25 protein-coding genes and 1 pseudogene are annotated in these 23,313 nt (G+C 62.8%); 24 read left to right on the top strand and 2 right to left on the bottom strand.

What is annotated here, in order from left to right; translation table 11 throughout:
* Positions 1–142: 142 nt before the first annotated feature.
* Positions 143–337, bottom strand: coding sequence for a hypothetical protein (locus KJQ96_RS16645; RefSeq protein ID WP_028345774.1), 195 nt, complete (start codon positions 335–337; stop codon positions 143–145).
* 252 nt (positions 338–589) lie between these two features.
* Positions 590–1,069 carry a hypothetical protein gene (locus KJQ96_RS16640; protein ID WP_249734110.1) on the bottom strand — a complete coding sequence of 160 codons (480 nt, stop codon included), beginning with the start codon at positions 1,067–1,069 and terminating at the stop codon, positions 590–592.
* 136 nt (positions 1,070–1,205) lie between these two features.
* Here KJQ96_RS16640 and KJQ96_RS16635 point away from each other — a divergent pair, with 136 nt between their 5' ends.
* The 24 genes and pseudogenes from KJQ96_RS16635 to KJQ96_RS16520 all read left to right on the top strand — a co-directional run bounded on the left by KJQ96_RS16635 (position 1,206) and on the right by KJQ96_RS16520 (position 22,857).
* Complete coding sequence (locus tag KJQ96_RS16635; RefSeq protein ID WP_213287662.1) at positions 1,206–1,721, top strand: MarR family winged helix-turn-helix transcriptional regulator; 516 nt, start codon at positions 1,206–1,208, stop codon at positions 1,719–1,721.
* A gap of 198 nt (positions 1,722–1,919) precedes the next feature.
* On the top strand, positions 1,920–2,285 hold the full coding sequence (locus tag KJQ96_RS16630; RefSeq protein ID WP_028345777.1) for an NADH-quinone oxidoreductase subunit A: 366 nt from the start codon (positions 1,920–1,922) through the stop codon (positions 2,283–2,285).
* Positions 2,276–2,866 (top strand): NADH-quinone oxidoreductase subunit B family protein, encoded by a 591-nt coding sequence (locus KJQ96_RS16625; protein ID WP_213287661.1) that lies wholly within the window; start codon positions 2,276–2,278, stop codon positions 2,864–2,866. Before KJQ96_RS16630 ends, KJQ96_RS16625 begins: the two co-directional genes overlap by 10 nt.
* A gap of 11 nt (positions 2,867–2,877) precedes the next feature.
* The gene (locus KJQ96_RS16620; protein WP_213287660.1) at positions 2,878–3,489 is read left to right on the top strand and encodes an NADH-quinone oxidoreductase subunit C; all 612 of its coding nucleotides are present in this window, start codon (positions 2,878–2,880) and stop codon (positions 3,487–3,489) included.
* A 2-nt stretch (positions 3,490–3,491) separates the two neighbouring features.
* Positions 3,492–4,685 (top strand): NADH-quinone oxidoreductase subunit D, encoded by a 1,194-nt coding sequence (locus KJQ96_RS16615; protein ID WP_213287659.1) that lies wholly within the window; start codon positions 3,492–3,494, stop codon positions 4,683–4,685.
* Complete coding sequence (locus KJQ96_RS16610) at positions 4,682–5,644, top strand: FkbM family methyltransferase (protein ID WP_213287658.1); 963 nt, start codon at positions 4,682–4,684, stop codon at positions 5,642–5,644. Before KJQ96_RS16615 ends, KJQ96_RS16610 begins: the two co-directional genes overlap by 4 nt.
* Positions 5,645–5,655: 11 nt before the next feature.
* Positions 5,656–6,267 carry an NADH-quinone oxidoreductase subunit NuoE gene (nuoE, locus tag KJQ96_RS16605; RefSeq protein WP_057844282.1) on the top strand — a complete coding sequence of 204 codons (612 nt, stop codon included), beginning with the start codon at positions 5,656–5,658 and terminating at the stop codon, positions 6,265–6,267.
* A 118-nt stretch (positions 6,268–6,385) separates the two neighbouring features.
* Positions 6,386–7,711, top strand: coding sequence for an NADH-quinone oxidoreductase subunit NuoF (gene nuoF, locus KJQ96_RS16600; RefSeq protein WP_213287657.1), 1,326 nt, complete (start codon positions 6,386–6,388; stop codon positions 7,709–7,711).
* 5 nt (positions 7,712–7,716) lie between these two features.
* Positions 7,717–8,205, top strand: coding sequence for a hypothetical protein (locus KJQ96_RS16595; RefSeq protein ID WP_213287656.1), 489 nt, complete (start codon positions 7,717–7,719; stop codon positions 8,203–8,205).
* 7 nt (positions 8,206–8,212) lie between these two features.
* On the top strand, positions 8,213–10,291 hold the full coding sequence (gene nuoG, locus KJQ96_RS16590; protein WP_213287655.1) for an NADH-quinone oxidoreductase subunit NuoG: 2,079 nt from the start codon (positions 8,213–8,215) through the stop codon (positions 10,289–10,291).
* A 10-nt stretch (positions 10,292–10,301) separates the two neighbouring features.
* Complete coding sequence (gene nuoH / locus KJQ96_RS16585) at positions 10,302–11,372, top strand: NADH-quinone oxidoreductase subunit NuoH (RefSeq protein WP_057844286.1); 1,071 nt, start codon at positions 10,302–10,304, stop codon at positions 11,370–11,372.
* A gap of 7 nt (positions 11,373–11,379) precedes the next feature.
* The gene (nuoI, locus tag KJQ96_RS16580; protein WP_028345787.1) at positions 11,380–11,874 is read left to right on the top strand and encodes an NADH-quinone oxidoreductase subunit NuoI; all 495 of its coding nucleotides are present in this window, start codon (positions 11,380–11,382) and stop codon (positions 11,872–11,874) included.
* A 125-nt stretch (positions 11,875–11,999) separates the two neighbouring features.
* Positions 12,000–12,638 carry an NADH-quinone oxidoreductase subunit J gene (locus KJQ96_RS16575; RefSeq protein WP_213287654.1) on the top strand — a complete coding sequence of 213 codons (639 nt, stop codon included), beginning with the start codon at positions 12,000–12,002 and terminating at the stop codon, positions 12,636–12,638.
* Positions 12,635–12,943: an NADH-quinone oxidoreductase subunit NuoK gene (gene nuoK, locus KJQ96_RS16570; RefSeq protein ID WP_028345789.1), complete on the top strand. Its 309-nt coding sequence runs from the start codon at positions 12,635–12,637 to the stop codon at positions 12,941–12,943. Before KJQ96_RS16575 ends, nuoK begins: the two co-directional genes overlap by 4 nt.
* Before the next feature lie 7 nt (positions 12,944–12,950).
* On the top strand, positions 12,951–15,023 hold the full coding sequence (gene nuoL / locus KJQ96_RS16565; RefSeq protein WP_213287653.1) for an NADH-quinone oxidoreductase subunit L: 2,073 nt from the start codon (positions 12,951–12,953) through the stop codon (positions 15,021–15,023).
* Positions 15,023–16,531, top strand: a complete 1,509-nt coding sequence (locus KJQ96_RS16560; protein WP_213287652.1) for an NADH-quinone oxidoreductase subunit M — start codon at positions 15,023–15,025, stop codon at positions 16,529–16,531. The genes nuoL and KJQ96_RS16560 overlap by 1 nt, the downstream gene beginning before the upstream one ends.
* 10 nt (positions 16,532–16,541) lie before the next feature.
* Positions 16,542–17,981 carry an NADH-quinone oxidoreductase subunit NuoN gene (gene nuoN / locus KJQ96_RS16555; protein ID WP_213287651.1) on the top strand — a complete coding sequence of 480 codons (1,440 nt, stop codon included), beginning with the start codon at positions 16,542–16,544 and terminating at the stop codon, positions 17,979–17,981.
* A gap of 1 nt (position 17,982) precedes the next feature.
* Positions 17,983–18,795 carry a biotin--[acetyl-CoA-carboxylase] ligase gene (locus tag KJQ96_RS16550; protein WP_213287650.1) on the top strand — a complete coding sequence of 271 codons (813 nt, stop codon included), beginning with the start codon at positions 17,983–17,985 and terminating at the stop codon, positions 18,793–18,795.
* Entirely contained in the window at positions 18,795–20,465 is a 1,671-nt protein-coding gene (locus KJQ96_RS16545) for a ribonuclease J (protein ID WP_213287649.1), read from the top strand. Before KJQ96_RS16550 ends, KJQ96_RS16545 begins: the two co-directional genes overlap by 1 nt.
* Positions 20,466–20,533: 68 nt before the next feature.
* Complete coding sequence (gene mce / locus KJQ96_RS16540) at positions 20,534–20,938, top strand: methylmalonyl-CoA epimerase (RefSeq protein ID WP_213287648.1); 405 nt, start codon at positions 20,534–20,536, stop codon at positions 20,936–20,938.
* A gap of 6 nt (positions 20,939–20,944) precedes the next feature.
* Positions 20,945–21,220 carry a DUF1467 family protein gene (locus KJQ96_RS16535; protein ID WP_057844294.1) on the top strand — a complete coding sequence of 92 codons (276 nt, stop codon included), beginning with the start codon at positions 20,945–20,947 and terminating at the stop codon, positions 21,218–21,220.
* Positions 21,221–21,259: 39 nt separating this feature from the next.
* A complete protein-coding gene (locus KJQ96_RS16530) occupies positions 21,260–21,868 on the top strand; it encodes a trans-aconitate 2-methyltransferase (RefSeq protein WP_213287647.1) in 609 nt (202 codons plus the stop codon).
* Between the two features lie 25 nt (positions 21,869–21,893).
* A pseudogene (locus KJQ96_RS16525) lies at positions 21,894–22,122 on the top strand (S-methyl-5-thioribose kinase); the annotation flags it as partial.
* A gap of 252 nt (positions 22,123–22,374) precedes the next feature.
* A complete protein-coding gene (locus KJQ96_RS16520; protein ID WP_213287646.1) occupies positions 22,375–22,857 on the top strand; it encodes a hypothetical protein in 483 nt (160 codons plus the stop codon).
* Positions 22,858–23,313 lie beyond the last annotated feature (456 nt).

Raw genomic sequence — 23,313 nt, 5'->3', positions numbered from 1 at the left:
GAAAGTGTAACCCATGTGTCCGGTACGTTCTGTCACCTATGTCTCGGGCCGCTCAGATGGCTTGACGTTGATCTCCGAGACCGCCGCAAACAAAAAGGCCGCCCGAGGGCGGCCATTTTTATTCCAACGATATCGCTATCGTTCAACGGACCGTCGAGGTGTTCGAGCTGGTGACGACCACCGGCTTGCCCGCTTTTACGACCTGGGCAGTCTGGCTGTACTCAGAACCGGTCCGAGCCGAGATGCCGAAGGCCGCAACCGCGATACCGGCCACCAATGCGACAACCACGATCTTCAGGTGGGTACTGCGATCCGCCGAGTGAAAGGAGTGGTTCATGTGATGCCTCCCGGACGCCTTTGGCGTCCCGTGTTGGGAAGAGAGGTACGCCCTGTCTGTTTCAGGATCGTTTCGCGGTTTCGGCAAAATGGTTTCATTCGGCCGGTTTGTGGCCGGTTTTTTGCCCATGCATCCGTGATGTAGGTCACATACTGCCCGCGCGCCCGGATCGAAGGCGGCTCACACCGGAGCCGCACCGGGTTCGAAACAGCAATAAAAACAAAGGGAAGAGCCGGCGGCGAGTAGGTCGGATCAGCTCGCCCGCTGGATATCGCCGCGAATCGATCCGGCCGCCCGGATGAACAACAGGGCGCTCAACGTGGTCGTGACCGCGGTCGACAGCAGCGAATACCGCACGGCCTCCGCGCCAAAATCGCTCTTGAGCGCGTCGTTGAGCGTGCCGACGGCGAGCGGGCGGACGCCCTGCCCAAAGCAGGTCGCGGTCAGCAGCACGATCGCCGACGCCAGCGCCCGCATGCTCGACCTGGCGACGGTCTGCGCCACCGCAAAGATCGGCACGAGATGGAAGCCGACCAGGAATGAGGTCAGCGCCAGCGCCGCGACCATGGTGGTGAAGTCTGGCGTCAGCATGCACAGCGCAAACACCGGGACCGCAAGGCCCGACATGATCGCGGGCGCCCATAATTTCCAGCGGTCGTCTCGTCGGCTGACCAGCGCCACCAGCGCGAGAACGCAATATCGCCGGAGCGAGGGCCTTGCGGTGGCTTCCACTTCACGCCTCGCGAATGAAGCCCGCCTCGAACTCGACCGGCGGCGCGGTTGAATCGAAGGAGATGCTGATCGGGTCGCGTCCGGCGGCTTCTCGATGGTCCTTGGCACCGGCGTGCTTTGTTGGCAGAGGTTGCAAATGAGCCGGAAGCCGGAAAAGCAGACCGCGGCATCGCCTGCGGCCGCCGATGTCGCGGAGTTGGCGCCGATCACCGCGATGATGTCGTCGCGGCTGATGGTGCTGGCCAATCTGCTCAAGCGCGGTGCGATCCTGCGCTATAAGCGGCTGGCGGGCTTGTCTTCGGTGGAGTTCGGCCTGGTGGCTTCGCTGGGGCGGCGGCCGCCGATGAGCGTTATCCGGCTTGCCGAGGCGGTCGGCATGGACAAGGGCCAGATCAGTCGGGCGCTGGCGGAACTGGTCGCGCGCAAGCTGGTCGCCAAGGCGATCAACCCGCGGGACAACCGCGAGACGCTGGTTTGCCTGACCAAGGCGGGGCTGGCTGCCCATGATGCAATTGTGGCAGGGGCGCAGGAGCGTAACCGGCGCCTGATGGAACAGCTCGGCAAAGAAGAGCTGGCGGTGTTGCTCGACCAAATCGACCGCCTGACGGAGACGGCCGCCCAAATGCTCGCCGACGAAAAGGATTTGAAGTGAAAATTTGGGCACCATGCGGCCTGGCCCGCGTTGGTCGGCGAGGCAGGAACGCAACACTTTTTCGGGTTCTGCCGGCGCATCAAGGACGGACGGAGACGTGAAACCGGCTTGTCTTGCGCCCTCTGTTGCGCTGCGCTAAGCCAAGAATAATTCCAATCAACGAATCTGCGGCCAAATCCGCAGCAAAAGGCACCGCCGATGAACGGCATCCTGCAAGATTACCTGCCACTTGTCGTGTTTATCGGGGTGGCGAGCCTGATCGGTCTGGCGCTCCTGATCGCCCCGTTCCTGGTCGCGTTCCAGCAACCGGACCCGGAAAAGCTCTCCGCTTATGAATGCGGATTCAACGCATTCGACGACGCCCGCATGAAGTTCGACGTTCGCTTCTATCTGGTAGCGATCCTCTTCATCATCTTCGATCTCGAAGTGGCGTTCTTGTTCCCGTGGGCGGTTGCGTTCGGCAAGTTAGGGGCCACCGGCTTCTGGTCCATGATGGTGTTTCTCGCCGTCCTCACGGTCGGCTTTGCTTATGAGTGGAAGAAAGGCGCGCTCGAATGGGATTGAGCCCGACAGTTTTAGGCTCTTCGCCTGATATCGCGCAGGCGCCGAAGGGCATTCTCGATCCCTCGACCGGCAAGCCGGTCGGGGCCAACGATCCGTTCTTTCTCGAGGTCAATCACGAGCTTTCCGACAAAGGTTTCTTCGTTGCCGCCGCCGACGATCTGATCACCTGGGCGCGCACTGGCTCGCTGATGTGGATGACGTTCGGCCTCGCCTGCTGCGCGGTCGAGATGATGCAGGTGTCGATGCCGCGCTATGACGTCGAGCGCTTCGGCTTTGCGCCGCGCGCCTCGCCGCGGCAATCCGACGTGATGATCGTGGCGGGTACGCTGACCAACAAGATGGCGCCGGCGCTGCGCAAGGTCTACGACCAGATGCCCGAGCCGCGCTACGTGATCTCGATGGGGTCGTGCGCCAATGGCGGCGGCTACTATCATTACTCATACTCGGTGGTGCGCGGCTGCGACCGCGTCGTGCCGATCGACATCTACGTGCCAGGATGCCCGCCCACGGCGGAGGCGCTGCTCTACGGCGTGCTGCTGCTGCAGAAGAAGATCCGGCGCATCGGGACCATCGAACGCTAAGGCTTTAGGTAATGGACGACGGCAAGCTCGACGCCCTTGGGCAGACGATTGTTAGCGCGCTTCCGGGCGCGGCCACTGCCCATGCGGTCGCGTTCAACCAGCTCACCGTCACGGTCGAGGCGAGCAAGATCGTCGAGGTCGTCAAGTATCTGCGCGACGATCCCTCATTGCGGTTTGTCAACTTCACGGACGTGACGGCGGTGGACTATCCCAGCCGCGAGAAGCGTTTCGACGTGGTCTATCATTTGCTGTCGCCGACGCTGAACGAGCGCATCCGCCTGCGAGCGGAAGCCGACGAGACGACGCAGGTGCCGTCGATCATCGACGTGTTTCCCGGTGCCGACTGGTTCGAGCGCGAAACCTACGACCTCTACGGCGTGATCTTCACCGGCCACCCCGACATGCGGCGGCTGCTGACCGATTACGGCTTCGACGGCCATCCGCTGCGCAAAGATTTCCCGCTCACCGGCTTCGTCGAGGTCCGCTACGACGATCAGGAGAAGCGGGTGCTCTACGAGCCGGTCCGCCTCAACCAGGAATTCCGTAAATTCGATTTCCTCTCGCCCTGGGAAGGCGCGGACTATCCGCTTCCGGGCGATGAGAAGGCTGAGCCGAAGGCCTGACCATGAACGAACAGCAGAACCTGCGTAACTTTACGATCAATTTTGGGCCGCAACATCCGGCCGCGCACGGCGTGTTGCGCCTTGTGCTTGAGCTGGACGGCGAGGTTGTCGAGCGTGTCGATCCGCATATCGGTCTCTTGCATCGCGGCACCGAGAAGCTGATCGAGCACAAGACCTACTTGCAGGCGATCCCCTATTTCGACCGGCTCGATTACGTCGCGCCGATGAACCAGGAGCACGCGTTCTGTCTCGCGGCGGAAAAGCTGCTCGGCATCACGGTGCCGCGCCGCGGCCAACTGATCCGCGTGCTCTACTGCGAAATCGGCCGCATCCTGTCGCATCTACTCAACGTCACGACGCAGGCGATGGACGTCGGCGCGCTTACCCCGCCGCTGTGGGGGTTTGAAGAGCGCGAAAAGCTGATGCAATTTTACGAGCGCGCCTCCGGCTCGCGCATGCATGCGGCGTATTTCCGCGTCGGTGGCGTGCACCAGGACCTGCCGCAGAAACTGATCGATGATATCGATGCCTGGTGCGATCCGTTCCTGCAGGTCGTCGCCGACCTCGACACGCTGCTGACCGGCAACCGCATCTTCAAGCAGCGCAACGTCGATATCGGCGTGGTGTCGCTGCAGCAGGCCTGGGAGTGGGGCTTTTCGGGCGTGATGGTGCGCGGCTCCGGCGCGGCCTGGGACCTGCGCAAGGCGCAGCCTTACGAGTGCTACGCCGAGATAGATTTCGACGTTCCGATCGGCAAGAACGGCGACTGCTACGATCGCTACCTGATCCGCATGGAAGAGATGCGCCAGTCGGTCCGCATCATGAGGCAGTGCATCGCGAAGCTGAACGCGCCGGACGGGCAGGGGCCTGTCGTCGTCGAGGATAACAAGATCGCGCCACCGCGGCGCGGCGAGATGAAGCGTTCGATGGAAGCGCTGATCCACCACTTCAAGCTCTACACCGAAGGCGTGCACGTGCCGGCCGGCGAGGTCTATGCCGCTGTCGAGGCGCCGAAGGGTGAGTTCGGCGTCTACCTGGTCTCTGACGGCACCAACAAACCTTACAAGTGCAAGATCCGCGCGCCGGGCTTTGCCCATCTGCAGGCGATGGATTTCATCTGCCGCGGCCATCTGCTCGCCGACGTCTCGGCCATTCTAGGTTCCCTCGACATCGTGTTCGGAGAGGTCGATCGGTGACGGCGCAGGCGCCCATCCAGTTTGACCGGGCTTCGGGCGTACTCGAGGGTGCGAACGCGTGGGAGCGTTTGGCTGCGGTGGCGCTGGCACTAGGGTCGAAGGTGGCGTCGAACTTTTCGCATCGCGGCTACAACATGTGCGCCAACCTGCTGCGCACCACGCTGCCGGAGCGCGGCATTCAGGTCAAACTCAATGACGACGCTGTGTTCGAATTTCCCTATGGCGACGGCTACTGGAGCAAGCTGCTCAACCGCAGCTTCCACTATGAGGACGAGCTGGAGCTGTTGTTTCAGGATTCCGCCAACGTCGATTACACGCTGCTCGATTGCGGCGCCAATTACGGCTACTGGTCGGTCCTGGTGTCGAGCAAGCCGTTCGGCTCCCACAAGGCGATCGCGATCGAGCCCTCGGGGCAGAATTTTCCGAAGCTGGCCAACAACGCTCGCATCAACGGCAATCGCTTCGAGACGATGAAGTGCGCGATCGGTGCTGCGCGCGGCACCGCGCGGATATCAGGCACCAAGCATGAGGCGTTCAGCATCGCCGGCGACCAGTCCGGCGGCGAGGAAGTGCCGGTCATCGCGCTCGACAATCTGCTCGATGACGGCAAGGTCGCCTCGGATGGAAAATACCTGATCAAGCTCGACGTCGAGGGCGTCGAGATCGAGGCCATGAAGGGTGGCGCGCGGCTGATGCAGATCGACAGCATCTTGCTGTGCGAGGAGCACGGCAATGATCCCCAGCATACCGTATCGCGTTACATCCTCGAACAGACCCCGCTGAAGCTGATCGTCTACGATCCGCGCAGCCATCGCCTTGAAACCGTGACCGACCTTTCGATTCTGGACCGGATCAAGGTTTCAACCCATGTCGGCTACAACGTGTTCGGCACCGCAAGCGCATTCTGGCTCGCCCGGATCGATGCGCTCAATGCGAAAGCCGCGCGCCGCGTGCAATGAGAGACTGAACGATGTCCGTCCGCCGCCTCGCTCCGAAGGAATTGCAGCCCGCGAGCTTCACGTTCACGGATGAGAATCTCGCCTGGGCCAAGGCCCAGATCGCAAAGTATCCGCCGGGTCGTCAGGCCTCCGCTGTTATCGCGATCCTGTGGCGCGCGCAGGAGCAGCATGAGGGATGGGTGTCGGAAGCCGCGATCCGCGTGGTCGCCGACCTGCTCGACATGCCCTACATCCGCGTGCTGGAAGTGGCGACCTTCTACACCATGTTCCAGTTGCAGCCGGTCGGCAAGAAGGCCCATGTGCAGGTGTGCGGCACCACGCCGTGTCGCCTGCGCGGCGCCGGCGACCTGATCGAGGTGTGCCAGAGCCGCATCCATCACGAGCCCTTCCATCTGTCGAAGGACGGCAATTTCAGTTGGGAAGAGGTCGAGTGCCTGGGCGCCTGCGTGAACGCGCCGATGGTGCAGATCTGGAAGGACACCTACGAGGACCTGACCAAGGAAAGTTTCGGCAAGGTGCTGGACGGCTTTGCCTCGGGCAATCCGCCGAAGCCCGGACCGCAGATCGACCGTCAGTTCTCGGCGCCTGTGGGCGGGCCGACGACGCTGAAGGAATCCACATGAGGCGTGACGCTACATTGCCCGTAAACCGGCCGGAGAGGGGCCGCGTGATGGAGAAGTCACGCTGTGCCGGGGCTCGCCTGCGCGCAGTCCAATCGCTGATCTGAGGAAGCTTCAAGTCATGCTCGACGACAAGGATCGCATCTTCAAGAACCTTTATGGCCTCCATGATTGGGGGCTGGAGGGTGCGCGCCGCCGCGGCGCGTGGGACGGCACCAAGGCGATTATCGACAAGGGCCGCGACTGGATCATCAACGAGATGAAGGCCTCCGGCCTGCGCGGGCGCGGCGGGGCGGGCTTTCCGACCGGCCTGAAATGGTCGTTCATGCCGAAGGAATCGACCGATGGCCGGCCGAGCTATCTCGTGGTCAACGCCGACGAATCCGAGCCCGGCACCTGCAAGGACCGCGAGATCATGCGGCACGACCCGCATCTGCTGGTCGAGGGCTGCCTGCTGGCGAGCTACGCGATGGGCGCGCATGCCTGCTACATCTACGTCCGCGGCGAATTCATCCGCGAGCGGGAGCGCCTGCAGGCCGCAATCGACCAGGCCTACGACGCAAAACTGGTCGGCAAGGACAACGTCAACGGCTGGCCATTCGACGTCTATGTCGCGCATGGCGCCGGCGCCTATATCTGCGGCGAAGAGACGGCGCTGCTGGAAAGCTTAGAGGGCAAGAAGGGCCAGCCGCGGCTGAAGCCGCCATTCCCGGCCAATGTCGGTCTCTATGGCTGCCCGACCACCGTCAATAACGTCGAATCAATCGCGGTTGCGCCCGATATCCTCAGGCGCGGAGCGGCGTGGTTCGCGGCGATCGGCCGGCCCAACAATGTCGGCACAAAGCTGTTCTGCATCTCCGGTCATGTCGAGCGGCCCTGCAACGTCGAAGAGGCGATGGGGATTCCGTTCCGTGAGCTGATCGAGCGACATTGCGGCGGCATTCGCGGCGGCTGGGACAACCTGAAAGCCGTGATCCCGGGCGGCTCGTCGGTGCGCATGGTGCCGGCCGAACAGATCATCGACACACCGATGGATTTCGATAGCCTCGGCAAGCTGCGCTCGGGCCTCGGTACCGCGGCCGTGATCGTGATGGACAAGTCCACCGACCTGATCCGGGCGATCGCGCGTATCTCCTATTTCTACAAGCACGAGAGCTGCGGCCAGTGCACGCCATGCCGGGAGGGCACAGGCTGGATGTGGCGCGTCTTGACCCGGATGGCCGAGGGCCGGGCCCACAAGCGCGAGATCGACATGCTGCTGGAGGTTACAAAACAGGTCGAAGGCCATACCATTTGCGCGCTCGGCGATGCTGCCGCATGGCCGATCCAGGGCCTGATCGCGCATTTCCGGCACGAGATCGAGGCGCGCATCGACCAGTATTCGCATAAGGCCGACATCGACGATGCCGGCGTGCGCGATCCCGAGAATCTGGTCGCAGCGGAGTGATGCCGATGTCGCAACCGAGCTTCTGGTGGCAGAGATACGGGACGCTGGCGCAGATGGCGCAGGCGGCCGTGGCGCTGCTCGGCTTTGTTGCGATCCTGTTCCAGATCAACGAAATCCGCACCAACAACCGCGCGGCGAGCGCACGGCAGGCGTATCTGGGCTACACCGATCTGGCGTTCAAGAATCCGAAATTCGCGCAGCCGGACTACGAGAAGATCAAGGCTGCCGGCGGCGATGAGCAGGTTCAGTATGAGAGCTTCATCACGTACTTCCTCTATGCCTGCGAGGAAGCGATCGGCGCGTTCTCCGGAAAGCGCGAGTGGCTGGCGTCCTGCGATTACGACCTGAAGCCGCATCTGCCGTTCCTGTGCGAGAAGAACGCGGCGCAGCCGGCCTATCTCGCCACCTATGGCGCCGAGACCCAGCAATGGATCAAGACGGCGCTGAAAACTGCCAGCGTTACACCGCCAGACTGCAAGCTGGGAAAGACTTGAGACAGCAATGACCAAACTCATCATCGACGGCAAAGAGATCGATGTGCCTGCGGAGTACACGCTGCTGCAGGCGTGCGAGGCCGCGGGCGCCGAAATCCCGCGCTTCTGCTACCACGAGCGGCTGTCGATCGCCGGCAATTGCCGGATGTGCCTCGTCGAGATCAAGGGCGGCCCGAAGCCGGTCGCAAGCTGCGCCTGGGGCGTGCGCGATTGCCGGCCCGGCCCCAAGGGCGAGCCGCCGGAAATTTCCACGCGTTCGCCGATGGTCAAGAAGGCGCGCGAAGGCGTGATGGAATTCTTGCTGATCAACCACCCGCTGGATTGCCCGATCTGCGACCAGGGCGGCGAGTGCGATCTGCAGGACCAGGCGATGGGCTACGGCGTCGACACCTCGCGCTTTGCCGAGAACAAGCGCGCGGTCGAAGACAAATATCTTGGTGCGCTGGTCAAGACCTCGATGAACCGCTGCATCCAGTGCACGCGCTGTGTCCGCTTCTCTGCCGAAGTCTGCGGCACGCCGGAAATGGGCGCCACCGGCCGCGGTGAGGACATGGAGATCACGACCTATCTGGAGCAGGCGCTGACTTCCGAGCTGCAGGGCAACCTCGTCGATATCTGTCCCGTGGGCGCGCTGACCTCGAAACCGTACGCTTTTGCCGCGCGTCCGTGGGAACTCGGCAAGACACAGTCGGTGGACGTCATGGATGGCGTCGGTTCCGCGATCCGCGTCGATACCCGTGGCCGCGAGGTGATGCGGATCCTGCCGCGCATCAACGAGGCGGTGAACGAGGAATGGATTTCCGACAAGACCCGTCACGTCGTCGACGGCCTGCGTACGCAGCGGCTTGACCGACCCTATGTCCGCGAGAACGGCAAGCTTCGCGCCGCGTCGTGGCAGGAAGCCTTCGCGGCGGTCGCTGCCAAGGTCAGGATGACCGACGGTAAGCGGATGGGAGCCATCGCTGGTGACCTCGCCGCGGTCGAGGAGATGTTCGCGTGCAAGGATCTGCTGGGCCGATACGGCTGCAGCAATCTGGCAGTGCAGGGCGGCGACGCCTTCGACCCCAAGGCGGGACGGGCGACCTACATCTTCAATCCGACTATTGTGGGCATCGAGCAGGCCGATGCGCTCCTGATCATCGGCTCCAACCCGCGCAAGGAAGCCGCCGTCCTCAACGCGCGGATCCGCAAGCGCTGGCGCACGGGTCAGCTCAAGGTCGCCCTCGTCGGCGCCAAGGCCGATCTGACCTACGACTACGACTATCTCGGCGCGGGCACGGATACGCTTGGCGAACTCGCCAGCGGCAAGCATTCCTTCGTCGAGGTGCTGAAGGGCGCCAAGAACCCGATCGTGCTGGTCGGCGCCGGTTCGCTGGCGCGCCATGACGGGGCGGCGGTGCTTTCGCTGGCGGCCAAGGTCGCGGCAGGCACGGGCGCGCTCAAGGACGGCTGGAACGGCTTTGCCGTTTTGCAGGATACCGCCTCGCGCGCGGGCGCGCTCGATATCGGCTTTGCCCCCGGCGCGGGCGGGCTCAGCCTCGCGCAGATGACGACGTTCGGCACGCTCGACGTGCTGTTCCTGTTGGGGGCGGATGAGGTGAAGGTGCCGGACGGCACGTTCGTGGTCTATATAGGCACCCATGGCGACCGCGGCGCGCACCGCGCCGACGTCATCCTGCCGGGCGCGGCCTATACCGAAAAGTCCGGCCTCTACGTCAACACCGAGGGCAGGGCACAGATCGCCAGCCGCGCGGCGTTTCCGCCCGGAGAGGCGCGCGAGGACTGGGCGATCGTCCGCGCGTTGTCGGACGTGCTCGGCAAGAAGCTGCCCTATGACTCCTTGCAGGCGCTGCGCCAGGCGCTGTTCAAGGCCTTCCCGCATCTCATGCGGATCGACCAGATCGAGCCCGGCAAGGCCAGTGACGTCAAGGCGCTCGCAGGCAAGAAGGGCGGCAAGGTCGACAAGACCCCGTTCAAGAGTTCGGTCGAGGATTTCTATCTGACCAACCCCATCGCGCGGGCCTCGACGGTGATGGCGGAATGTTCCCGGCTGGCGTCCGGGAAAATGCTGACGGCAGCGGAGTGAGCGTGATCTGATGGCTGAATTCTTCGCAAGCTCGTTCTGGACCGGTTTCCTCTGGCCGCTGATCATCATGGTCGCGCAGAGCCTATTGCTGCTCGTCGTGCTGCTGATTGCGATCGCCTACATCCTGCTCGCCGACCGCAAGATCTGGGCGGCAGTGCAAATCCGCCGCGGCCCCAACGTGGTGGGTCCCTGGGGCTTGCTGCAATCCTTCGCGGACCTTTTGAAGTTCGTGCTGAAGGAGCCGATCATCCCGTCCGGTTCCAACAAGGGTGTGTTCCTGCTGGCGCCGCTGGTGTCCTGCGTGCTGGCGCTGGCCGCCTGGGCCGTCATTCCGATGGATGCCGGCTGGGTGATCGCCAATATCAATGTCGGCGTTCTCTACATCTTCGCGATCTCGTCGCTGTCGATCTACGGCATCATCATGGCCGGCTGGTCGTCGAACTCGAAATACCCGTTCCTGGCGGCGCTTCGCTCCGCGGCGCAGATGGTGTCCTACGAAGTCTCGATCGGCTTCGTCATCATCACGGTTTTGTTGTGCGCCGGCTCGCTCAACCTTTCGGCGGTGGTGGAAGCGCAGAATGCCCGCGGTTTCGCCAGCCTGATCGGGCTGCCGCAGCTCACCATCCTGAACTGGTATGTGTGGCCGCTGTTTCCCATGTTCGTGGTGTTCTACGTCTCGGCGCTGGCCGAAACCAACCGTCCGCCGTTCGATCTGGTGGAAGCGGAATCCGAACTGGTGGCCGGCTTCATGGTCGAATACGGCTCGACGCCGTATCTGTTGTTCATGCTCGGCGAATACGTCGCGATCACCACGATGTGCGCGCTGGCGACGATCATGTTCCTCGGCGGCTGGCTGCCGCCGGTGGCGCTGCCGCCGTTCACCTGGATCCCGGGTGTAGTCTGGTTCGCGCTGAAACTGTTTTTCATGTTCTTCCTGTTCGCGATGGCGAAGGCGATCGTGCCGCGCTACCGCTACGATCAACTGATGCGGCTCGGCTGGAAGGTGTTTTTGCCGCTGTCGCTGGCGATGGTGGTGATTGTGGCCGGGGTGCTGCAGTTCGCCGGCATTGCGCCGAAGTGAGGCCATCATGAGTGTCAACGTCAACGCAACCGCCCGTGCGCTTCTCTTGAGCGAATTCGTATCGGCGTTCTTTCTCGCCATGCGCTATTTCTTCAAGCCGAAGCCGACGATCAACTATCCGTTCGAGAAGAACCCGATCTCGCCGCGCTTCCGCGGTGAGCATGCGCTGCGCCGCTACCCGAACGGCGAAGAGCGCTGCATCGCCTGCAAGCTGTGCGAGGCGATCTGCCCGGCGCAGGCGATCACGATCGAGGCCGGCCCGCGCCGCAACGACGGCACCCGCCGCACCGTGCGTTACGACATCGACATGGTGAAATGCATCTATTGCGGCCTGTGCCAGGAAGCCTGTCCGGTCGATGCCATCGTCGAGGGACCGAATTTCGAATTCGCGACCGAGACCCGCGAGGAACTCTACTATGACAAGGCGAAACTGCTCGCCAATGGCGACCGCTGGGAGCGCGAGATTGCGAAAGCCATCGAACTCGACGCGCCGTACCGGTGAGGTGAGGGCATGATCGTTTCCAATATCTCCACGTCATTCCGGGGGGCACGCAGCGCGAACCCGGAATCTCGAGATTCCGGGTCTGGTCCTTCGAACCATCCCGGAATGACGGGAGGAGCATTCGCATGATCCTTCCCGCACTGTTCTTCTATCTCTTCGCTGGCGTCTGCGTGGCCTCGGCCGTGATGGTGATCGTCTCGCGCAATCCCGTGCACTCGGTGCTGTATCTGATCCTGGCCTTCGTCAATGCGTCCGGCCTGTTCGTGCTGATGGGCGCCGAATTCCTCGGCATGATGCTGATCGTGGTCTATGTCGGCGCGGTTGCGGTGCTGTTCCTGTTCGTGATCATGATGCTCGATGTCGACTTCACCGAGTTGCGCGAGGGCTTCATCGAATATCTGCCGATCGGTCTGGTGATCGGCGGCATCTTCCTCGCCGAATTGCTTTTGGTTGCCGGCGGCTGGGTCATGAGTCCCGGCACGACGAAATCGATTACGGCGGCTATACCGGCCAATGTCAGCAACACCGAGGCGCTCGGGTTGGTGCTCTATACGAAGTACATCCATTATTTCCAGATCGCCGGCATGGTGCTTCTGGTCGCGATGATCGGCGCCATCGTGCTGACGCTGCGCCACAAGGCGAAGGTCAAGCGGCAGGACATCAACGTGCAGAACGCGCGGACGCCGGAGCTCGCGATGGCCGTGCGCAAGGTGGCGCCGGGGCAGGGGCTGCAGGATTCGGACGCGGCGGAGTGGGTAAAATGACGATCGGTCTGGGTCACTATCTCGCGGTCGCCGCCACCCTGTTCACGATCGGGATCCTCGGCATCTTCTTAAATCGCAAGAACATCATCGTCATTTTGATGTCGATCGAGCTGATCCTGCTCGCCGTCAACATCAACCTGGTGGCGTTCTCGACCTTCCTCGGCGACATCGTAGGCCAGGTGTTCGCGCTCCTGGTGCTGACGGTTGCAGCGGCTGAAGCCGCGATCGGTCTTGCGGTGCTGGTGGTCTATTTCCGCAACCGCGGTTCGATCGCGGTTGAAGACGTCAATCTGATGAAGGGCTAGCTCAGCTATGGTTCAGGCAATCGTCTTTCTGCCGCTGCTGGGCGCCATTCTGGCCGGCCTGATCGCGATCTTCGGGGCGCATGCGCGCAACCCGAGCGGAGATGAGGTCAAGCATCACGACCACGGCCATCACGATCAAGGCCATGACGATCACGCGCACGCCGCGGAGGCCCATGACGATCATGGTCACGACGATCATCACGTCTCCGAGCCGCCGGCTCAGGGCTCGCGGGCGGCCGAACTGATCACGACGGGACTGCTGTTCGTTTCCGCCGCGCTCTCCTGGGTGACGCTGGTCGATGTCGGCTTCATGCACCATGACGCCCGGATCGCGCTGTTTCCCTGGATCAATTCCGGCGATCTGCAGGTGTCGTGGGCGCTGCGCGTCGACACGCTGACTGCCGTGATGCTGGTGGTCGTCAACACCGTCTCCTCGCTCGTGCACCTCTATTCCATCGGCTACATGGACGAGGATCCGCACCGGCCGCGCTTCTTCGCCTATCTCTCGCTGTTCACCTTCGCGATGCTGATGCTGGTGACCGCGGACAACCTGGTCCAGCTTTTCTTCGGCTGGGAGGGCGTCGGTCTGGCGAGCTACCTCCTGATCGGCTTCTGGTACCAGAAGCCGTCGGCGAATGCGGCGGCGATCAAGGCCTTCGTGGTCAACCGCGTCGGCGATTTCGGCTTTGCGCTCGGCATCTTCGCCGTCTTCATGCTGCTGAATACCACCGATTTCGAGACCATCTTTGCCGGCGCGCAGGGGCTCTCGGGCAAGACCATCAACTTCTTCGGCTGGCACGCCGACGCGCTGACGTTGATCTGTCTGCTGCTGTTCATGGGCGCGATGGGCAAGTCAGCCCAGTTCCTGCTGCACACCTGGCTGCCGGACGCGATGGAAGGTCCGACCCCGGTCTCGGCGCTGATCCACGCCGCGACCATGGTGACGGCGGGCGTATTCATGGTGGCGCGGCTGTCGCCGCTGTTCGAGCTGGCGCCCAACGCGCAGGCCGTCGTGATGTTCTTCGGCGCCACCACCGCGTTCTTCGCCGCAACCGTCGGCCTCGTCCAGAACGACATCAAGCGCATCGTCGCCTATTCGACCTGTTCGCAGCTCGGCTACATGTTCGTGGCGATGGGAGCAGGAGCCTATTCGGTCGGCATGTATCACCTGTTCACCCACGCCTTCTTCAAGGCGCTGCTGTTCTTGGGCTCGGGCTCGGTGATCTACGCGATGCACCACGAGCAGGACATCCGCAACATGGGCGGGCTGTGGCGCAAGATCCCCTACACCTATGCCGTGATGGTGATCGGCACGCTGGCGCTGACCGGCTTCCCGCTGACTGCGGGCTATTTCTCCAAGGACGCGATCATCGAATCGGCTTATGTCGCGCACAACCCGTTCGGGTACTACGGCTTCGCGATGACCGTGATCGCGGCCGGCCTGACCTCGTTCTATTCGTGGCGCTTGATCTTCAAGACGTTCCACGGCGAGCCGCACGACCAGCACCATTACGAAGCGGCGCATGAATCGCCGATGTGGATGCTGGTCCCGATCGGCATCCTCGCCGCCGGATCGATCCTGGCCGGTTTCCCGTTCTACGAACTGTTTGCCGGCCACGGTGTGGGAGAGTTCTTCCGCGAATCGCTGAAGATGCATCCGAACATCATCGACGAGATGCACCACATTCCGAAGACCATCGTCTATCTGCCGACCGTCATGATGGGGGTTGGCCTTTATCTCGCTTACGTCTTCTACATCCGCCGGCCGTATCTGCCGGTCGAGCTCGCCAACCAGCACCAGATGCTCTACCACTTCCTGCTCAACAAATGGTACTTCGACGAGCTCTATGAAATCATCTTCGTTCGCCCGGCGAAGTGGCTCGGCCGCTTCCTGTGGAAGAAGGGCGACGGTTTCGTCATCGACGGCTTCGGCCCGGATGGTGTCTCGGCGCGCGTGCTCGACGTCACCCGCAATGTGGTGAAGATCCAGACCGGCTACCTCTATCACTATGCCTTTGCGATGCTGATCGGTGTCGCGGGGCTGATCACCTGGTTCATGTTCGGCTTGGGAGGCCAGTAATGACAACCTGGCCGATTCTTTCCGTCGTCACCTTCCTGCCGGTGCTGGGCGCACTGGTGGTCTATCTCAGCCGTGGCGACGACGAAGCCGCGCAGCGCAATGCGCGCTGGATCGCGCTGTGGACCACGCTGGTGACCTTCGCCGTGTCGCTGATCCTGGTCTGGCGCTTCGATGCCGCAAGTGCGGAATTCCAGTTCGTCGAAAAAGCGAACTGGCTCGCCAGCGGCATCAGCTATCACATGGGGGTGGATGGCATCTCGCTGCCGTTCGTGATCCTGACCACGGCGCTGATGCCGCTCTGCATCATCGCGAGCTGGAAATCCGTCACCAATCGCGTGCGCGAATACATGATGGCGTTCCTGTTCCTGGAAACGCTGATGGTCGGCACCTTTTCGGCGCTCGACCTCGTGCTGTTCTATCTGTTCTTCGAAGGCGGCCTGATCCCGATGTTCCTGATCATCGGCGTCTGGGGCGGTCCGCGCCGGGTCTACGCGTCGTTCAAGTTCTTCCTCTACACGCTGCTCGGCTCGGTCTTGATGTTGCTCGCGATCATGGCGCTGTACTGGAATGCCGGCACGACCGATATCCCGACCCTGATGCAAACCGCCGTGCCGCGCGGCTTGCAGACCTGGGCGTGGCTGGCGTTCTTTGCCTCGTTTGCGGTGAAGATGCCGATGTGGCCGGTGCACACCTGGTTGCCCGACGCGCACGTCGAGGCGCCGACGGCAGGCTCGGTGATCCTGGCCGCGATCCTCTTGAAAATGGGCGGCTACGGCTTCCTGCGCTTCTCGCTGCCGATGTTCCCCCTGGCGTCGCATGATTTTGCGCCGCTGATCTTCTCGCTGTCAGTGATCGCCATCGTCTACACCTCGCTGGTGGCGTTGATGCAGGAAGACATCAAGAAGCTGATCGCCTATTCGTCGGTGGCCCATATGGGCTTCGTCACCATGGGCATCTTCGCTGCGACCACGCAAGGCGTCGCCGGCGGCGTGTTCCAGATGGTGTCGCACGGCATCGTCTCCGGCGCGCTGTTCCTGTGCGTCGGCATCGTCTACGACCGCATGCACACCCGCGAGATCGCGGCCTATGGAGGCCTCGTCAACCGGATGCCGCTCTACGCATTGGTGTTCATGGTGTTCACCATGGCCAATGTCGGGCTGCCTGGCACGAGCGGCTTCGTCGGCGAATTCATGACGCTGCTCGGCACCTTCAAGGTCTCGATCCCGACCGCGACCTTTGCCACCCTCGGCGTCATCCTGTCGGCGGGCTATGCGCTGTGGCTCTATCGCAAGGTCGTGTTCGGCGCGCTGACCAAGCCGTCGCTCGCCAGCATCAAAGACCTGACGCCCCGCGAAAGCCTGACGCTGTTCCCGCTGGTGGCGCTGACCATCCTGTTCGGCGTCTATCCGAAGCCGGTGCTCGACATGTCGGCGGCCTCGGTTCAGCAACTCGTCAACAACTACAACGCCGCCGTGACTGCCGTGAAGGCAGCCGCGTTGATCCAGTAAGGCCTTTGCCATGAGCTTTTCGAGTGCAGGTTATCAGTTGCTGCCGGTATTGCCGGAGCTGGTGCTCGCCGTCGGCGCCATGGCGCTATTGATGCTCGGCGCGTACCGTGGCGGCGAGGGGACCACGAAAATCGTCACCGGCCTCGCGGTCGTGCTGCTGGTCGTCACCGGCGCGCTGGAGCTGATGTTGCCCGCCGGCAAGCTCACGACTTTCGGCGGCAGCTTCGTCGTCGACGACTTTGCCCGCTTCCTGAAGATCCTTGCGATCATCGGCTCGGCGGTGACGCTGATCCTGTCGACGGAGTTTCTGTCCGATCCGTCGCGGCGGATTTTTGAATATTCGATCCTGGTGCTGCTCTCCACGCTCGGCATGATGGTGCTGATCTCGGCCGCCGACCTGATCATGCTTTATCTCGGGCTCGAGCTGATGTCGCTCGCGCTCTACGTGGTCGCGGCAAGCAACCGCGATAACGCCAAGTCCACTGAGGCCGGGCTGAAGTATTTCGTGCTCGGCGCACTATCCTCGGGCATGCTGCTCTACGGTGCTTCGCTGATCTACGGTTTCACCGGCACGGTCGATTTTGCGGGCATCGCGGCGGCGGTGAAGACCGGCAGCGTCGGCATTGTGTTCGGCCTCGTGTTCCTGCTGGCCGGGCTATGCTTCAAGGTATCCGCCGTGCCGTTCCATATGTGGACGCCTGACGTCTATGAGGGTGCGCCGACGCCGGTCACGGCGTTCTTTGCCTCGGCGCCGAAGGTCGCAGCCCTTGCGGTGTTCACCCGCGTGACGCTGACCGCTTTCCCGGGCATCGTCCCGCAATGGCAGCAGATCCTCGTGTTCGTCGCGATTGCCTCGATGGCGCTGGGCTCGTTTGCCGCGATCGGGCAGAAGAACATCAAGCGCCTGATGGCCTATTCGTCGATCGGCCATATGGGGTTTGCGCTGGTCGGGCTTGCCTCGGGCACTGTGGAGGGCGCACAGGGCGTGCTGGTCTACATCGCGATCTATGTCGCGATGACGCTGGGCTCCTTCGCCGTCATCCTGACCATGAAGCGCAACGGGCAGGCGGTCGAGCAGATCAGCGATTTCGCAGGGCTGTCGCGCACCAATCCGATGCTGGCGTTCTTCTTTGCCATGCTGCTGTTCTCGCTGGCCGGCATTCCGCCGCTCGCGGGCTTTTTCGCGAAATGGTACGTCTTCGTGGCCGCGATCAAGGCGGGCCTGTTTACGCTCGCCGTCATCGGCGTTCTGACCAGCGTGGTGGGCGCGTTCTACTATCTCACCATCATCAAACTGATGTATTTCGACGAGCCGGCCGGCCAGGTCGAACCGATGCGCATCGAGCTGCGTACGGTGCTGGCGGTTGCCGGTATCTTCAACATCTTCTTCTTCGTCTATCCGGGGCCGCTGGTCAGCGTCGCCACGGCGGCGGCGAAGTCGCTGTTCTAGGATGACCTTCTCGCTCGGCCCCAAAGCCACATCGGCGGGCTACCGTCTCGCCGCCTTCGACCAGATCGGTTCGACCAACGCCGAAGCCATGACGCGCGCCCGGAACGGCGAAGTTGGGCCGATGTGGTTCGTGACAACGGAGCAGACCGCGGGGCGCGGCCGCCGGCAGCGCGCCTGGAGCGCGCCGCGCGGCAACCTCGCCAGCAGCATTCTGGAAGTCATGGATGTGTCGCCGGCTGTGGCGGCGACGCTGGGCTTTGCCGCCGGGCTGTCGCTGGAACGCGCGCTGCAGAAACTCAGCCTAGAGGCCAACATGCGCCGGGCCGGCGCGGATCCCCTGAAATTCGCCTTGAAATGGCCGAACGACGTGCTGGCGGAGCGGCAGAAGCTCGCCGGGATCCTGCTGGAGGCCGAAGCCGTGGCGGGCAACCGTCTCGCCGTGGTGGTCGGCATCGGCACCAACGTCATTGCCGCGCCCGAGGGCACGCCGACGCCGGCGACTTCGCTCTCGGCGCTCGGCGTTCATGTCGGCGCGGAGGAGCTTTTCGCGGCGCTGTCGGACGCCTGGGTTGAATTCCGCGGCATCTGGGATATCGGCCGCGGCTTTGCCGACATTCGGAAAGCCTGGCTGGAGCGTGCCTTCGGTCTTGGCGAGCGGGTCGCGATCAACACGGGAACGGCGACCGTCGAAGGCACGTTCGACACCATCGACGAGAGCGGCTGCCTGATCGTTCGCAGCGCCGATGGCAAGCGCACCGCCGTGACGGCGGGCGAGGTCTATTTTGGCGCGGCAGCGTCGGTGGGAGCTGCCTGATGGCGCGGCCGGATGAACTGACCTTTGCGCCGCTTGGCGGTGTCGGCGAGATCGGCATGAACCTGTCGATCTACGGGCTCGGCAACCGCCACCAGCGGTCCTGGCTCGCGGTCGATCTCGGCGTCTCCTTCGGCGACGAGGAGCATCTGCCGGGCATCGATCTGATCATGCCCGATATCCGTTTCCTGGAGAAAGAGCGCAACAATCTGATGGGCCTGGTGCTGACGCACGCCCATGAGGATCATTTCGGCGCCATTATAGACCTCTGGCCGAAGTTGCAATGCAAGGTCTATGCGACCAAGTTCAGCGCTGCGCTGTTCGAGGCCAAATGCGCCGCCGAGCGCAACCCGCCGAAAATCCCGGTGACGGTGGTGCCGTCGGGCGGCCGCATCGAGCTTGGACCGTTCACCGTCGAGTTCATTCCGGTCGCGCATTCGATTCCGGAATCGCACGCGCTGGCGATCCACACTTCCGTCGGCACCGTCCTCCACACAGGCGACTGGAAGATCGACCCGACCCCGATCATCGGTCTGCCGACCGACGAGCGCCGCTTGCGCCAGCTTGGCGATGAGGGCGTGCTGGCGCTGGTCGGCGATTCCACCAATGCAGTGCGAGACGGACGCTCGCCCTCGGAAACCGAGGTCGCCGCCACCATCAAGAAGCTGGTCGGCGCGGCCAAGGGCCGGGTGGCCGTCACCACCTTTGCCTCCAACGTCGCGCGGGTGAAAGCGGTGGCCGACGCCGCCAAGGCCGCCGACCGCGAGGTGGTCGTGGTCGGCCGCGCCATGGAGCGCGTGGTGCAGGTCGCCCGCGAGACCGGCTATCTCGATGGCGTGCAGAATTTTCGCGGCGCCGACTATTACGGCCATTTCCCGCCGGACAAGGTGTTGGCGCTGTGTACCGGCAGCCAGGGCGAGCCGCGCGCCGCACTGGCCCGCATCGCCAACAACGACCACCCGCAGGTGACGCTGAACAAGGGCGACAGCGTGATCTTTTCCTCGCGCACCATTCCCGGCAACGAGAAGGCGGTTGGCTCCATCATCAACGGGCTGATCGTTCAGGGCATCGAGGTCATCACCGACCGGAACGATCTCGTCCACGTCTCCGGCCATCCGCGCCGCGACGAGCTGCGCGACATGATCTCATGGGTGCGCCCGCAGATACTGATCCCCGTCCATGGTGAGGCGCTGCATCTGTCAGAGCACGCGAAGCTCGCCCGCGCGGCGGGCGTGCCGAAGGTAATGACCTGCCGTAATGGCGATCTGGTCAAGCTCGGGCCCGGCGATCCCGGCATCATCGACGAATTGCCGTCGGGGCGGCTCTACAAGGACGGCGCGATCCTGGAGGACTCCAAATCCCGCGCTGTGATCGAACGGCGCCGGATGGGGTTTGCCGGCTGCGCCTTTGTGGCGATCGCCATGACAGAACAGGGCGAGTTGGCCGACGATCCCGAGGTTGATCTCGTTGGCATCCCCGAGAAGAATACCGCCGGCGAGATGATCGACGAGATCGTGTTCGACTTGGTGGTCTCAACGGTTGAAGGCCTGCCGCGGGCTCGGCGCCGCGACGCGGACGCCACGGCGGAATCGGTGCGGCGCGCGGTGCGGGCGGTCATTGCCGAGAATTGGGGTAAGAAACCGATTTGCCTCGTTCATGTTCTGATTGTTTGAGGTAGAAAGCGTTAGCGGACCGCGCGGATGCGCCGGGAAGACGCATCGAAGCAAGGGAGTGCAGTGTCATGCTGGGCCGGCTCAATCACGTCGCGATCGCAGTCAAGGACGCGGAAAAAGCCGCCAAGATCTACGGCAGTGCGTTCGGCGCCGAAATTTCCGGCGCGGTGCCGCTGCCGGAGCACGGCGTCATCACCGTGTTCGTGACGCTGCCCAACACCAAGATCGAGTTCATCCAGCCGCTTGGCGATGCCTCGCCGATCGCCAAATTCGTCGAGCGCAATGCCGACGGCGGCATTCACCACATCTGCTATGACGTGCCCGACATCATCGCCGCGCGCGACAAGCTGATCAGCGAGGGCGCGCGCGTGCTCGGCGACGGCGAGCCGAAGATCGGCGCACACGGCAAGCCGGTGCTGTTTTTCCACCCGAAGGATTTCTCCGGTGCGCTCGTCGAAATCGAACAGGCTTGAATACTGATGGCTTACAGCATCTCCACCGCGCTTGCGATCTACTTCGTGCTGTGGTGGGTCGTGCTGTTCACGACGCTGCCGTTCGGCGTCCGCAGCCAGCACGAGGACGGCGAGGGCGCGCCCGGCACCGATCCCGGCGCGCCGGTCATGGCGCGGATGGGCTGGAAGCTGATGTGGACCACGATTGTTTCGGGCGTGATCTTCGGCATCGGGATGTGGGCGTATCACCAAGGCTATCTGAATATCGAACGGCTGTCGAAGCTGATGGGGCTGCCGTTCTGAGGCTTTGATCTGGCGGTGGCGATACGCGGGGACTTCTGAATGGCCTCGGAAGAAGCCGAAGCAATTATCGATCTTTACCAGCGCAAGGCATCGGACTGGATCGAGAGTCGCGCGCGTACCAGATTAATTGAAAAGCCCTGGCTCGATCGTTTCCGGGCACTGCTGCCGCCCGCCGGCCCGATCCTTGATCTCGGCTGCGGCTCCGCCGAACCGATGGCTGCATATCTGATCGGACTCGGCCATCCCATAACTGGCGTGGATTCTTCTTCGGCCATGATCGCCGCCTGCCGGGAGCGTTTCCCGAAGCAGGAATGGATCGTCGCCGATATGCGCACACTTGCCTTGCGGCGGCAGTTCTCCGGCATCGTTGCGTGGGACAGTTTCTTTCACCTCTGCCACGACGACCAACGCCGGATGTTTCCGGTGTTTCGGGAGCACGCCGCGGCAAGCGCGGCGCTGATGTTCACAAGCGGCCCCGCGCATGGCGAGGCGATCGGGAATTTGAGCGGCGAGCGGCTGTATCATGCGAGCCTCGACCCCGCCGAATATCGTTCATTGCTCGATCAGAATGGCTTTCGCGTGGTGTCGCACGTCGTTGAGGACCCCGACTGCGGCGGCCATACCGTCTGGCTTGCGCAGGTCATTTGAGACGCTGGGCCAAGTGGGGACGGGAGAGGCGATCGGATTCGCGGCGGCAAAAATCATTCGCCGCATTCTGGGGCTGGCGCACAACATCGATTTCGAACTGATCGAAGACCCGAAGCGGCGGGCGATTTCCGAGGCACGCAGCCTTCGGCTGGCACGCGCGATGATGGTGGACGTGGCGTCGTTCCCGACCATCGGTGCCGTGACCAAGGCAGCCCCGGGAGGTCCGCGATTGGCAGCCGGACTTCGCCAGGTGAGAGCCGTCCCGCCGGCGCACCGAGGGGCAATGTCCGCTTCGGCAGATACGGGGGTCCGGTATCTGGTTCTTGCCGTCGGGCGGACTTTAGCTTCGATAGTTCCAGAATTAACCGCCAGCGCGGACATCAAGGTTAAATAACAAGCTTACCCAAGCAATTCGGTTGCTCGCTTCTGCAGGGCGGCTAACCGTCTAAGCCGTATTTCGAGAGACTTTTCGTGTCTGCTCACATTTTCATTCAGGGAGCGCTGCCATGGCACGTTCAACAAAACCGCCGATTTTAGATACGATCGATCTTGAGCGCGAGATCGAAGAGGAGTTTCGCAAACTGCCGTCAGTTCGCGAATCCCAGCCGACCGACTACGCGCCGCCTTCCGTACGCGCTCCGGATTTGGGGATGCCGGATTATGTGGAACATAACGACGGCGCCACGGAGATCGGCAAGCTGTCAGCGGAAGCTGTTGTCCGCGAATATGAAGCCGCCGCGAAGGACATCGAGGCCCTGGGCGTTGAACTCATCGAGCAGGCCAGGCAGTGCGAGGCAATGACCCGCGAAGCGCTCGCAGTGACCGAAGAACTGAAGGAGACTGCGGCGCGCTACCGTGCGGAAGCCAAACGCGTCTTCCTTCAAATTGAGAGCTGCTCGTTGTTGACGGCGGAGGTACGCAAGATCTGCGAGGAAATGAAGGATAAGATCGCAGCTCCGACCCTGGTCGAAACTAAAGCCGGGGAGTAAAGCCCGAGCCATCCAGGTACCGACGATGGTGCTAGCACGACCTAGCTAGCTTCGTTACAGCGGCCGGCGGCTGAATGTCGTCGAAACGATTAATCAGCCGCTCTAATAAGCTTCATGCGCATTCTACCGCCTGATCGGATGGCGCTGCCTATAACAAGCGCACGGACCAACGCCGGGTCTGACAGCCTGCGTGTTGAAGCCAGTTGTGCGCCGCACCTATCGGGAAATTCGCGCTCATCGCTCCGCCCAGCCGCGCCTGCGCCATGGAAAACAGGCGAGCGATAGAAACCCCATGAATCGAGTTCGACGTGAAATTTCTCCGCACCACAATCGCATCGGTGTTCTTGATGAAATCGTCATTCGCACAAGCTCAGCAATCCCAATGTCGCGGGCGGGAGGCTGTCGCCGAAAGACGTGCGGCGGGTTATAAAGCTTTGTTCCCGGGCGACGGCGATG

Origin of the sequence: Bradyrhizobium sp. sGM-13 (genome assembly GCF_018398875.1) — a bacterium.
Taxonomy (GTDB): Bacteria; Pseudomonadota; Alphaproteobacteria; order Rhizobiales; family Xanthobacteraceae; genus Bradyrhizobium.
Note: the sequence above shows the minus strand (reverse complement) of the source record. Positions and strands in the feature narration are given on the sequence as shown.